Consider the following 11,718-nt stretch of genomic DNA (forward strand, 5'->3'; position numbering starts at 1 on the left):
CGCTCAAACTACCCCCGCCGCGGATGGCCTACAGCGCCACTCCCAGCAGCGCATCGACCGCCGTGGCCACCAACTGCGGTGCGGCGGTGTCGTGTCCGCCGTACTCCAGCGCATCGGTTGCCCAGCCATCTACTGCGGCCAGTGCTTTGACGGTGTCCAGATCGTCGGCCAGGTAGCGACGCATCCGGGCGATGACGTCATCGGCAGCCGGTCCCGCCGGCAGCGTCGTGGCGGCCCGCCAGCGCTCCAGCCGCGCCTCGGCCGCCGCCAGGATCGCGTCGTCCCAGAACCGATCGCTGCGGTAGTGCCCGGCCAGCAGACCCAGCCGGATCGCGGCCGGCTCGGTGCCCTGGGCGCGCAGCTTGGAGACCAGCACCAGGTTGCCGCGGCTCTTGGACATCTTGTGCCCGTCCCAGCCGATCATCCCGGCGTGCACGTAGTGCCGGGCGAAACGGCGCTCCCCCGTGAGGGATTCGGCATGCGCGGCGGAGAACTCGTGGTGCGGGAAGACCAGATCGGAGCCGCCGCCCTGGATGTCGATTCCCGAGCCGATACGACTCAACGCGATCGCGGCGCACTCGACATGCCAACCCGGCCGGCCGGCCCCGAACGGCGCGGGCCAACTGGGCTCGCCGGGGCGGGCGGCACGCCACAGCAGGGCGTCGAGCGGATCGGCCTTGCCGGCCCGATCCGGATCGCCGCCGCGTTCGGCGAACAGATCCAGCATGGTGGCGCGGTCGAACCCGGATTCGTAGCCGAACTGCTCGGTGGCGTCGGCGCGGAAGTAGATGTCCGGAAATTCGCCGTCGACGATGTAGGCCGATCCGGCGGCCAACATCTTTTCGACGACCTCGACCACTTCAGCTATGGCCTCGGTGGCCGCCACGTAGTCCCGGGGCGGCAGCACCCGCAACGCGGTCATGTCGGTGCCGAACAACTCGACCTGGCTGGCCGCCAGCTCCTGCCACGGCACGCCGTCACGTTCGGCGCGCTCGAGCAGCGGGTCGTCGACGTCGGTGACGTTCTGCACGTAGTCCACCCGATGGCCGGCGTCGAGCCAGAGCCGGTGAATCAGGTCGAACACCAGATAGGTGGCGGCGTGGCCGAGGTGCGTGGCGTCATAGGGCGTGATGCCGCAGACGTACATGCTGGCCGTCGGGCCCGGTGACACCGGACGCACCTGCCGGTCGGCGGTGTCATAGAGGCGCAGCGCCGGGCCGCGCCCGGGCAGGACCGGAACGGCCGGCGCGGACCACGATTGCATGCCCTCGACTGTAAGGCCCGCCCTCTAAAGGACTGTCCGCCGCATCGCGTCCAACAGGATCGGCGCCACATCGGGCCGGCACATCAGCAGGTCGGGCAGGTAGGGGTCGGGGCGGTTGTAGCGCAACGGCGACCCGTCGATTCGGGAGGCGTGCAGGCCCGCCGCCAGCACGACACCGGCCGGGGCGGCCGAATCCCACTCCCACTGCCCGCCGGCATGCAGATAGGCGTCCACGTCGCCGCGCACCACGGCCATCGCCTTGGCGCCCGCCGAGCCCATCAGCACCGGCTCCACCGGCAGCACCTCGCGGATGAGCCGGACCACCGCGGGCATCCGGGAGGCGCTGACCGCGACCCGAATGGGGTTCGGTGTCGTAATCGGCGTGGCGGGCCGGGCGACCGTGTCGGTGCGGAAGACCACGTTGCTGCGGTTGCCGTAGGCCGGCAGCGACACCGCGGCGTCGGTGATGGCACCAAAACCGTCGGCGCCGCCGCGCTGCCACAGCGCGATATGCACCGCCCAGTCGTCGCGTCCCGGTGTGGTGAATTCGCGGGTGCCGTCGAGCGGGTCGACGATCCAGACCCGGTCGGCCCGCAGCCTGGCCAGGTTGTCCGGCGATTCCTCACTGAGCACCGCGTCTGAGGGGCGCGCGTCACGCAGCATGCGGATGATCAGCTGGTTCGCCCGGCCGTCGCCGGTGTCGCCGAGATGCCACGGTTGGGCGAAGCCGACCTCGTCACGCACCGCCAGCAAGAGCTTTCCGGCCTCGACCGCCAGTTCGGCGGCCAGCGCCGCGTCGGTCAGCGTCACGTTTGGCAGTATCCCCGACGCGGACTAGAACGCCGGCCACGGGATCGGGCGATGCCGGTTCGGACCGGGCATCACTGGGTGCTCCAGCAGGTCCGCGACGCGGCAGCGCAGTGCGGTGATCTCGTCGGCGGTCAGATGCGGTTGCAGGGATACCGCCAGCGGACCGTCCAGCGCCACCAGCAGCCGCGACAGGGCCGGCAACGCCTCATCGTCCAGGTCGGTCACCGACCTGCCCGCCCACCCCCACAGCACGGTGCGCAATTTGTCGTGGGTGTGCAGGCTAACGCCGTGGTCAACGCCGTAGACACAGCCGTCTGTGCCGTACAGAATGTGTCCGCCTTTGCGGTCGGCGTTGTTGATCACCACGTCGAAGATGGCCAGGCGGCGCAACCGGATGTCGTCGGCGTGCACCAGCGTGACCGGGTCACCGTCGTGGCCGTAGGCCTGCAAGACCGGCAGGTAGCCCGCCGGGACCTGGTCGCTCGGAACCACGTCCACCAGGCCGGGCGCCGACGACGCGTCCTGCGCTTCGTCGTCGTCTTCGGGTTGGTCTATCCAGCGCTGCACCATGCCCGGACCCGCCGGGCCGTCCCGAATAATGGTGTAGGGAACCAGATTCCAGCCCAGTTCGGCTGAGATCAGGTGGGCGCCGAGTTCGCGGCCGGCCAGCGTGCCATCCGGGAAATCCCACAGCGGCTGTTCACCGGCGACCGGCTTGTACACGCAGTGGACACGGTGCTCCCCCAGCGTCGCCTGGCACAGGAAGGTGGCGTTGCTCGCCGAACGGATGCGGCCCAGGATCTCCAGTTCCCCGGAGTGCAACGCCTCCCGGTCGTCAGATGTCTGTGTCATCGGGCTCATCGTCGGGCCCGAAAGCGCCCCGCCGATAGCCGTTGGTGCGCACGCACATGTGGCCGGCGGGGTCCAGCGGCTCGTCGCACAGCGGACACGGCGGGCGGCCGGCCGAGATGACCCGGTTGGAGCGGGTGGCGAACTGGCGTGCGGACTCCGGGGTGAGGAACACCCGCACCGCGTCCGGCCCTTCGTCGGTGTCGTCGAGCACCACCGACGCGTCGAATTCGGCGTCACTGACCGCGAGCAGCTCCACCACCACGGTCTGCGCCTCGGAATCCCAGCCCAACCCCATGGTGCCGACCCGGAATTCCGCGTCCACCGGTGTGACCAGCGGGTCCAGGTCGTCGATCTCGGTGGGTTCGGGGGGCACCGGGGTGCCGAATCGGCGGTTGACCTCCAGCAGCAGCGCACCGATCCGTTCGGATAGCACCGCGACCTGCTGCTTTTCCAGCACCACCGAGACCACCCGCTCGTCGTGGACTGCCTGCAGATAGAAGGTGCGGTTGCCGGGCTGGCCGACGGTCCCGGCCACGAATCGGTCGGGGGTGCGGAAGACGTGAATTGCTCGGGACATGGCATCTCCAAAATACCGGCACTGAAGGTGGCCGACGGTATCTGGCTTCGGTGAGGTGGACCTAGGTGGTGGACCCGCCGACTACGGCGTCGCTTTCGGGCGCCGCGCCGGCCGGCGAACTCTGCACCGCGGCGGCCAACGATGCTCCGGTGTGGTTGAGGTGGATCACGAAGGGGCGCAACGGCGTGTAGCGGATCACGCTCGCCGATGCCGGGTCGGCGGTGATCCGCTGAAAGCCGTCCAGATGTACGCCGAGCGCGTCGGCGATGACGGCCTTGATGACGTCGCCGTGGGTACATGCCACCCACAGCACGTCGGCGCCGTGCTGGGAGGCCAGCTGTCGGTCGTGATCGCGGACCGCGGTGACGGCCCGGGCCTGCACCTGCGCCAGGCCTTCGCCCTCGGGGAAGATCGCCGCGCTGGGCTGCGCCTGCACCACTCGCCACAGCGGTTCGGCGGTCAGCTCGCTGATCTTGCGCCCGGGCCAGGTGCCGTAGTCGACCTCGGCCAGCCGCTCGTCGACGAGTGGCTCCAGCCCCAGGGCTGCGGCCAGCGGTTCGACGGTGCGTCGGCAGCGCAGCAGCGGTGAGCGCACCACCGCCTTGATCGGCAGGCCGTCGAGCCGGTCGACGAGCTGTGCGGCCTGCGCACGGCCCAGGTCGTCGAGTTCGACGCCTTCGGTGCGCCCGGCCAGCACCCCGGAGGTGTTCGAGGTGGACCGGCCGTGGCGAAGCAGGATGACGGTCATGGCGAGGCCGCCAACATCCCGGAGGCCAGCAAGACCAGGATCGTCGTCCCGGCGATGAGCCGGTATCCGACGAACCAGTACATGGTGTGGCTGCTGACGAACCGCAACAGCCAGCTGATCGCCGCATAGCCGACGACGAAGGTGATCACCACCGAGACCAGCAGCTGCAGCCCCGTGGCACTCATTCCCTCGGTGACCGGATTGAAGGCGTTGGGCAGTTCGTGCAACCCCGAGGCGAATACCGCCGGGATGCCCAGCAGGAAGCCGAACCGGGCGGCCAGCGCCCGGTCCATTCCCAGGAACAGGCCGGCGCTGATGGTCGCCCCGGAGCGCGAGACACCGGGGATCAGCGCCAGACACTGCGCGGCGCCGACCAGGAAGCCGTCCTTGACGGTTAGCTGTTCGGCATGCCGGTACTGGCGGCCGACGTACTCGGCGGCAGCGATCACCAACGAAAAGCCGACCATCGCGGAGGCGATCACCCAGAGGTTGCGTACGTCGCCGCGGATGAAGTGCTGAAACAGTACCCCGACGATCACGATCGGGACACTGCCGATGATGACGTACCAGCCCATCCGGTAGTCGGTCTCGCGTTCGGCGGGCAACGGTGTCTTGGCCAGTGCCGACGCCACCCCGGACAGCCAGGCCGTGGCGATGCGCGCGATGTCCTTGGCGAAATAGACCAGTACGGCAACCTCGGTGCCCAGTTGGGTCACCGCGGTGAACGAGGCGCCGGCGTCACCGGCGAAGAACAGCCGGGAGGCCAAGGCCAGGTGTCCTGAGGAGGAGACCGGCAGAAACTCGGTGAGGCCCTGGACAATCGCCAGGACGACTACTTGCGGCCAGGACATCACCGTCTCGACTACCGACACGACGATGACCGTACCGGGCTGGTGTCAGCGGGTCAGACCGGATACCACGTCGCGCACCGCGGCGGACAGGCTGCGCTCGTCGGTGACATCGATCTCAAACAGGTGCCGGCTCGCGGTGGCCACCACGTCCTCGTCGTGCGGGACCGGGCCGGCCAGCCGGGGCCGGTAGATGTCCACCACGAGCTTCTGCTGCTCGGTGTGGAACGAGAAACTGCGGCCGTCGCCGACCTCGCCGAAACCGCTGGCGAAGGCCCCGGTCCAGATCTCCTCGATGCGGAACTCCGAACATGCCAGCTGCCAGTCATCGACCACAGTCATGGCCGCGAGGTTACACCTAAGCGAACTTATTGTTCGGCCGGACATACGAGCTTCACCTCGATGCCTTCCTTAGAATCGGTATTTGCACCAACCCGCACCCTGACGAGCTGGAAGAGCTGCCCTGTGCCCAAGCGCTCCACCCGCCGGCCCCGCCGGTCCCTTCACGGCCTGTTGCTGCCGCTACTGCTGCTCACAGCGTGCTCATCCAATCCCATCACCGCGCCACCGCCCACGATCGCGCCGGCCGAGCCGGCCGTTTCGCCGGTCGCCGCGGTGCGCCCGGCCGGCACGGTACGGCCGCTGGCCGGCCACGCCACCGGCGCGGTGTTCGACGCGACCACCGGGCTGCTGGCGGTGCTGTCCCCCGGCCCGGACGCGCAGGCCCACGGTGGCGTTGCCGGGACCGGCGAGCGCATTGGCCGGCGACGGCAGCGGCGCGGTCTACCTGTCCGGACCCGGCGGCTACTACACCGTCGACCTGGCCACCCGCGGCATCAAACGCGTCGACGTCGACGATGCCGCCGGTGTCGACTTCACCGCGATCGGCCGGCGCGCCGACGGCATCGTGGTGTTGGGCAGCGCGGACGGGGCGGTCTACACGCTGGCGGACAACGGCACGCGGGTCGCCGAGCGGGCCAAGATCTTTGCCCGGGTCGACCAGATCGTGACCCAGGGCGATATCGCGGTGGTGTTGGACCGCGGCCAGACTTCGGTGACGACCCTCGGTACCGACGGCAAGCCGCAGTACGCCCTGCGGGCCGGCCAGGGCGCGGCCACCCTGGCCGCTACTGCGCACGGGCCGGTGCTGGCGGCCGACCCCCGCAGCGGACGGCTGCTGGTGTACGGCGTGGATCCGCTGATGCTGCACCAGGACTATCCGGTACCGCACGCCCCCTACGGGCTGGCCGGAGCGGGCGGGTTCGCCTGGGTGTCGCAAACCGGGACGAATACCGTGGTCGGCTACGATTTGACCACCGGAATCCCTGTGGAAAAGGTTCGCTATCCGACCGTGCAGCAACCCAACACCCTGGCCTTAGACGAGAAGTCGGACACCCTGTACGTGGTGTCGGGCTCCGGTGCCGGGGTGCAGGTGATCGAGCACGCGGCGAGGCCGCGTTGACCGCGCTGCGCCCACGCCGACTGCCGGTCGGCTGGGAGACCGAACTGTCCGATGACTACGAATGGATTCCGCTGCGACTGCCCCCGGAGGTCACCCGGATCGGGGCGTCTACCCGATTGTCCATCGAAGCCGAATACCGAGGTTGGGAGCTGACCCGCGTGCGGTTGTACACCGACGGGAGCCGGCGGGTGTTGCTGCGCCGCAAGAAGTCTGCCGCGAATGCGAGCAGCGACGCCCGCTGCGTCGACCAGCCGGGACTGTAAGCCGATGGGTCTGTACGGCGCAGTGCGCCGGGCAATGTTCCTGGTGCCGCCGGAGCGCATCCACACCGTCGTGTTCGCCGGGCTGCGCGGCGCCACCGCGACGCCGCCGGCCCGCCGGGCCCTGCGGCGCCGGCTCGCCCCGCACGATCCGCTGCTGGCCAGCACCGTGTTCGGGGTGCAATTCCCCGGGCCGCTCGGACTGGCCGCCGGGTTCGACAAGGACGGCGCCGGTCTAAATGCTTGGGGCGCCTTGGGTTTCGGCTACGCCGAGGTGGGGACGGTGACCGCAGCGGCACAACCGGGTAACCCCGCGCCGCGGCTGTTCCGGCTGCCCAACGACCGCGCGCTGCTCAACCGGATGGGCTTCAACAACCACGGGGCCGCTGCCCTGGCGGCACAGTTGGCGCGACATCGCTCCGACGTGCCGATCGGCGTGAACATCGGCAAGACCAAGGTCACCCCACCCGAGGACGCGGTCGAGGACTACCGCACCAGCGCCCGGCTGCTGGCCCCGCTGGCCGCCTACCTGGTGGTAAACGTCAGCTCCCCCAACACGCCGGGACTGCGCGATCTGCAGGCCGTCGAGTCGCTGCGGCCCATCTTGGCCGCGGTGCGCGCCGAGACCACCAAGCCGGTGCTGGTGAAAATCGCACCGGATCTGGCCGACACCGACCTGGATGCCATCGCCGACCTCTGCGTGGAGTTGGGCCTGGCCGGCATCGTGGCGACCAACACCACGGTGTCGCGCGACGGCCTGGCCACCCCCGGAGTGGCCGAATTGGGGCCCGGCGGCATCTCCGGCCCACCGGTAGCGCGCCGGGCGCTGGAGGTGCTGCGGCGACTGTACGCCCGGGTCGGCGACCGGCTGGTGCTGATCAGTGTGGGCGGGATCGAGACCGCCGACGACGCCTGGGAGCGCATCGCCGCCGGCGCCGCACTGCTGCAGGGCTACACCGGCTTCATCTACGGCGGCGGCCTGTGGGCCCGCAACATCCATGACGGCCTGGCCCAGCGGCTGCGCGACGGCGGGTTCGCGTCACTGGCCGAGGCGGTCGGCTCCGCCGCCCGTTAGCCCCCGGACCCGACTGGGAATCCCGCGACGCCCACCGGGCGTGTCGCGTCGTGGGATTCCCAGTCGCGGCTGGTTTAGCTACTTCTGCACTATTTCTGTTCAAAGGTGCCCATGATCACCGCGCGCGCGATCGCGTGCATGAACAGGTTGAAACCCAGGTAGGCAGGGCTGGCGTCCTCGGCCAGTTCCAGCTTGTCGACGTCGACGGCGTGCACCGCGACGTAGTACCGGTGTGCGCCGTGACCGGCCGGCGGAGCGGCACCGACGTAGCGGCGCATCCCGGCGTCGTTGACCAGGGTCAGCGCGTCCCCGGGTAGCAGGCTGCCGTCGCCGACGCCTTCGGGCAGCTCGGTGCAGGTGGCCGGCAGGTTGGCCACCGCCCAGTGCCAGAAGCCCGACGCGGTGGGTGCGTCCGGGTCGTAGACGGTGACGGCAAAGCTGCGGGTCTCCTCGGGAAAGCCCGACCAGCTCAGCTGCGGGCTGGCGTCTTCGCCACCGGCGCCCATGATTCCGCTGACCTGAGCCTTGCCCAGGGGCTGGCCGTCCGTCAGCGACGCCGAAGTCAGGGTGAACGTCGGCAGCTTGGGCAGCGCGGCGTACGGGTCGGGGGCTGTGGTCACGATGGTCCTCTCGTCGGGTGTCAACAGTGTGTCAGGAAGTGGTGCAGTACGCGGGTGCCGAACTCCAGCGCATCAACCGGAACCCGCTCGTCGACGCCGTGGAACAGGGCAGAGAAATCGAGGTCGGGCGGCAGCCGCAGCGGAGCGAATCCAAAGCATCGAATACCCAACTTGGCGAACGCTTTTGCGTCCGTTCCGCCGGACAGCATGTAGGGCACGGTCCGGGCGTCGGGGTCACAGGCCAGCAGCGCGGCATTCATCGCCTCGACCAAGTCACCGTCGAAGGTCGTCTCGACCGGCGGCTGGTGGGCGACCCACTCCCGGGTCACGTGGGGGCCGATCAGCGCGTCGACCTCGGCCTCGAAGGCCGCCTGCCGCCCGGGCAGCACCCGGCAGTCCAGTACCGCCTCGGCCGTCGCCGGGATCACGTTGGCCTTGTAGCCGGCCTGCAGCATGGTCGGCGTCGCGGTATCGCGCAGCGTGGCGTTGACGATCCGGGCGATCGGCCCGAGCTTTTCGATCATCCCTTCCAGGTCCGGGGAGTCGACGTCGATGGTGTGGCCGGTCTCCTCGCTGACTGCGGCCAGAAACTCCACCACGGCATCGGAGAGCACCAACGGGAACCGGTGCCGCCCCAGCCGGGCCACCGCCTCGGCCAGGGTGGTGACGGCGTTGTCGTCGTTGATCATCGACCCGTGCCCGGCCCGGCCATGGGCCCGCAGCCGCATCCAGCACAGCCCCTTCTCCGCGGTCTCGATCAGGTACAGCCGGCGCTCCCCGCCGTCGCGCCGCGGCACCGTCAGCGAGAAACCGCCGACCTCCCCGATCGCCTCGGTGACACCGGCGAACAGGTCGGGGCGATTCTCGACGAGCCAGTGCGCGCCGTATTTGCCGCCGGCCTCCTCGTCGGCGACGAACGCGAACACCAGGTCACGCGGCGGGGTGATGTCGGCGCGGGCCAGCTGCCTGGCCACCGCGATCATCATCCCGACCATGTCCTTCATGTCGACCGCGCCGCGGCCCCAGACATACCCGCCCTCGATGGCGCCGGAGAACGGGTGCACACTCCACTCGCTCGCCTCGGCCGGCACTACATCGAGGTGCCCGTGGATCAGCAGCGCCCCGCGGCTTGAGTCGCTGCCTTTGAGCCGGGCGAAGACGTTGCCTCGTCCCGGCGCACCGGATTCGAGGTATTCGGTCTCATAGCCCACTTCCTCGAGCTGGGCCGCCACCCAGCGCGCGCAGTCTGCCTCACCTTTAGTGGTGGCCGGCTCTCCGGTGTTGGAAGTGTCGAAACGGATGAGAGCACTGACGAGTTCGACCACCTCGCCCACTGCGTCTCCGGCAGAATCCGGGAAATCGGTCACAGCTACCTTTACTACCACTTCGTGCCCCTGCGGATGGCGTTGCCAGGGCTGGGTTTGGGTCCGGCGATCGGCATCCGTTAGCCTTAGCTGCCCGGCCGCGCCGGGTTGGTCCGAGTGGCGGAATGGCAGACGCGCTAGCTTGAGGTGCTAGTGCCCTATTAACGGGCGTGGGGGTTCAAGTCCCCCCTCGGACACATCCGGCGACACGACTTAAGTCGGCCGTCGCCTTTACTTGTCGCAGGCGAGGATCGTAATCAAGACGCAGGCCAAGGCTTGCGTACACCTGAGCCCGTTCCGCCCCGGTTGCCTCACCTAGCACCGCTGCCAGTCCGCCCAACTCCTGTACCAATTCGGTGATCTGTGCAGCCGACATGGCGCGGGGTCGCTCGACTCGTTCCAGGAGGGCCTTCAGCTCGTCGCGCTCGGCGCTACGGCGACGCAACGCATCGGTGAGGTCTTCGACGGCCACACCGGACTCCACGGCGGCTACCAAAGCGGCGACCTTGCTGTTCGCTTCGCTGAGTTGGCGCAGCAAGGCGGCGTTGCCGGCTCCCGGGTCCACTTCCTGACCGCGAGCCAGATCTTCTGGATCGGCCAGACTGGCGATCCATTCGTCGAGGCGAGGTGTCACCGCATCCTCACGCAGGTAGACCGTGCGCGGGTGATCAGTCAGGTCCACAGGTACAGAACGCGTTTTACCCAGCTCACACCGGTAGAGGATGCGTGTTGCTTGCTTCCCGCCGCGAGCGGCGCCCTGCATCCGCCGTCCACACACAGCGCAGAACAGGACTCCCCGAAGCGCGTACGGCACCGTCGATTCTCTGCTGCACACCAGACCGGGACCCCGCCGCGCCCGTGTCCGAAGACGAACAGCCTGCGCCAGTTCGTCGGTAATCAGTGCTTCGTGCGTGCGACGGTCCGGTACGACCCAGTTCGCCCGCTCGCGCCGCCGCATCCGCGTCTCATACCCCGCGGCGACATCGTCAGGGTTCACCAGAACCTCGTATTTCTCCTGCTTTCCCCACACGCGTACACCGAGATATGTCGGGTTATCGAGGATGGCGCGGATCGCCGAATGCGACCACCCTCGCGGGTCACGGTGACGATTGCGTGCCGGGTCGTACTGGCTCGGTGACGGCACACCATCGTCGGTGAGCCGTTGCGCGATGTAGCGCAGCCCCGCTCCGTCGGCGTACATGCGGTAGATCCGCTCGACGACCGGCGCCGTCGCGGGGTCAGATTCAAGACGGTGAATCCGCTGCCCAAGACTTGCCTTGGCAGGATTCGGATGCGGGCCGCCATCAACGAGCCGGTAACCGTACGGCGGTCGACCACCGAGATATCTGGTCGTGTCCTGCGCCAGTGCCGACATCGCCGTACGGACGCGCATCTGGATTCGAGCACGCTCACCCTTGCTCATGCCACCGAACAGAGTCATCACCAGGTCATGCGCCTCAGAACCGGGATCGACCGCGCCACCGACCTCCGGCACCCACAGACCGACTCCGTAGTGCGTGAGCACCGGGAAAGTCAGCGCGAACTGCGGACCGTAGAACGCACGGGCCGGCTCCCCGATCACGACGGCATCGAAGCTACGGTCACGAGCGGCAACATCGACAAGCAGCCGTGATGCCTCTGGCCTGCGCTTCCACGGCAGCGAGCGACTCTGTCCCACATCGAAGTAGTCAGTGACAAGGACTCCGCCGTGCGGCGTGATCAGGTCCGTGGCGCGCCGCTTCTGCCAGCTACGGCTCGCCTCCGGGTCTTGAGCGTCTTCCGTGCTCACTCGGCCGTAGAAGGCGAACCTCAGGCTCACGCTGCTCCCCTGTCTGATC

12 protein-coding genes, 1 tRNA gene and 1 pseudogene are annotated in these 11,718 nt (G+C 68.9%); 4 read left to right on the forward strand and 10 right to left on the reverse strand.

Features of this window, described 5'->3' with window-relative positions; all coding sequences use genetic code 11:
* Positions 1 to 28 precede the first annotated feature (28 nt).
* The 7 genes from mshC to BN4346_RS38150 form a co-directional block, all read right to left on the reverse strand.
* Complete coding sequence (gene mshC / locus BN4346_RS38120) at positions 29 to 1,264, reverse strand: cysteine--1-D-myo-inosityl 2-amino-2-deoxy-alpha-D-glucopyranoside ligase (RefSeq protein WP_067973793.1); 1,236 nt, start codon at positions 1,262 to 1,264, stop codon at positions 29 to 31.
* Positions 1,265 to 1,288: 24 nt separating this feature from the next.
* A complete protein-coding gene (locus tag BN4346_RS38125; RefSeq protein ID WP_078058698.1) occupies positions 1,289 to 2,074 on the reverse strand; it encodes a 3'(2'),5'-bisphosphate nucleotidase CysQ in 786 nt (261 codons plus the stop codon).
* A gap of 24 nt (positions 2,075 to 2,098) precedes the next feature.
* A complete protein-coding gene (locus tag BN4346_RS38130; RefSeq protein WP_067973798.1) occupies positions 2,099 to 2,926 on the reverse strand; it encodes an SCO1664 family protein in 828 nt (275 codons plus the stop codon).
* The gene (locus BN4346_RS38135) at positions 2,910 to 3,503 is read right to left on the reverse strand and encodes a DUF3090 domain-containing protein (protein ID WP_046301619.1); all 594 of its coding nucleotides are present in this window, start codon (positions 3,501 to 3,503) and stop codon (positions 2,910 to 2,912) included. The genes BN4346_RS38130 and BN4346_RS38135 overlap by 17 nt, the downstream gene beginning before the upstream one ends.
* Before the next feature lie 61 nt (positions 3,504 to 3,564).
* On the reverse strand, positions 3,565 to 4,251 hold the full coding sequence (locus BN4346_RS38140; protein ID WP_067973801.1) for a histidine phosphatase family protein: 687 nt from the start codon (positions 4,249 to 4,251) through the stop codon (positions 3,565 to 3,567).
* On the reverse strand, positions 4,248 to 5,102 hold the full coding sequence (locus tag BN4346_RS38145; protein WP_067974401.1) for an undecaprenyl-diphosphate phosphatase: 855 nt from the start codon (positions 5,100 to 5,102) through the stop codon (positions 4,248 to 4,250). Before BN4346_RS38145 ends, BN4346_RS38140 begins: the two co-directional genes overlap by 4 nt.
* 45 nt (positions 5,103 to 5,147) lie before the next feature.
* A complete protein-coding gene (locus tag BN4346_RS38150) occupies positions 5,148 to 5,441 on the reverse strand; it encodes a hypothetical protein (RefSeq protein ID WP_067973804.1) in 294 nt (97 codons plus the stop codon).
* Between the two features lie 123 nt (positions 5,442 to 5,564).
* On the opposite strand from BN4346_RS38150, the pseudogene BN4346_RS38155 reads away from it, so the two are divergent.
* From BN4346_RS38155 to BN4346_RS38165, 3 genes and pseudogenes are all read left to right on the forward strand, one after another.
* Positions 5,565 to 6,561, forward strand: a pseudogene (locus BN4346_RS38155) (YncE family protein).
* Positions 6,558 to 6,824: a DUF5703 family protein gene (locus BN4346_RS38160; RefSeq protein WP_067973807.1), complete on the forward strand. Its 267-nt coding sequence runs from the start codon at positions 6,558 to 6,560 to the stop codon at positions 6,822 to 6,824. Before BN4346_RS38155 ends, BN4346_RS38160 begins: the two are co-directional and overlap by 4 nt.
* Before the next feature lie 10 nt (positions 6,825 to 6,834).
* On the forward strand, positions 6,835 to 7,896 hold the full coding sequence (locus BN4346_RS38165) for a quinone-dependent dihydroorotate dehydrogenase (RefSeq protein ID WP_208863290.1): 1,062 nt from the start codon (positions 6,835 to 6,837) through the stop codon (positions 7,894 to 7,896).
* Positions 7,897 to 7,985: 89 nt separating this feature from the next.
* On the opposite strand, the gene BN4346_RS38170 is transcribed toward BN4346_RS38165, so the two are convergent.
* Together BN4346_RS38170 and BN4346_RS38175 are read right to left on the reverse strand one after the other, a co-directional pair.
* Entirely contained in the window at positions 7,986 to 8,516 is a 531-nt protein-coding gene (locus BN4346_RS38170) for a YbhB/YbcL family Raf kinase inhibitor-like protein (protein WP_067973812.1), read from the reverse strand.
* A gap of 20 nt (positions 8,517 to 8,536) precedes the next feature.
* A complete protein-coding gene (locus BN4346_RS38175; protein ID WP_096867543.1) occupies positions 8,537 to 9,883 on the reverse strand; it encodes a M20/M25/M40 family metallo-hydrolase in 1,347 nt (448 codons plus the stop codon).
* Positions 9,884 to 9,991: 108 nt separating this feature from the next.
* Between BN4346_RS38175 and BN4346_RS38180 the strand changes: the two genes are divergently transcribed.
* Positions 9,992 to 10,077 (forward strand) — tRNA-Leu (locus BN4346_RS38180).
* On the opposite strand, the gene BN4346_RS38185 is transcribed toward BN4346_RS38180, so the two are convergent.
* On the reverse strand, positions 10,059 to 11,699 hold the full coding sequence (locus tag BN4346_RS38185) for a recombinase family protein (RefSeq protein WP_078058699.1): 1,641 nt from the start codon (positions 11,697 to 11,699) through the stop codon (positions 10,059 to 10,061). The two genes, BN4346_RS38180 and BN4346_RS38185, sit on opposite strands and share 19 nt — an antisense overlap.
* Positions 11,700 to 11,718 lie beyond the last annotated feature (19 nt).

Source organism: Mycolicibacter icosiumassiliensis, from assembly GCF_900078685.2.
Taxonomy (GTDB): Bacteria; Actinomycetota; Actinomycetes; order Mycobacteriales; family Mycobacteriaceae; genus Mycobacterium; species Mycobacterium icosiumassiliensis.

Coding starts and splice junctions, on each gene's coding strand:
- mshC (WP_067973793.1), bottom strand. CDS start 1,264: ATGCAATCGTGGTCCGCGCCGGCCGTTCCGGTCCTGCCCGGGCGCGGC.
- BN4346_RS38130 (WP_067973798.1), bottom strand. CDS start 2,926: ATGACACAGACATCTGACGACCGGGAGGCGTTGCACTCCGGGGAACTG.
- BN4346_RS38135 (WP_046301619.1), bottom strand. CDS start 3,503: ATGTCCCGAGCAATTCACGTCTTCCGCACCCCCGACCGATTCGTGGCC.
- BN4346_RS38140 (WP_067973801.1), bottom strand. CDS start 4,251: ATGACCGTCATCCTGCTTCGCCACGGCCGGTCCACCTCGAACACCTCC.
- BN4346_RS38145 (WP_067974401.1), bottom strand. CDS start 5,102: ATGTCCTGGCCGCAAGTAGTCGTCCTGGCGATTGTCCAGGGCCTCACC.
- BN4346_RS38150 (WP_067973804.1), bottom strand. CDS start 5,441: ATGACTGTGGTCGATGACTGGCAGCTGGCATGTTCGGAGTTCCGCATC.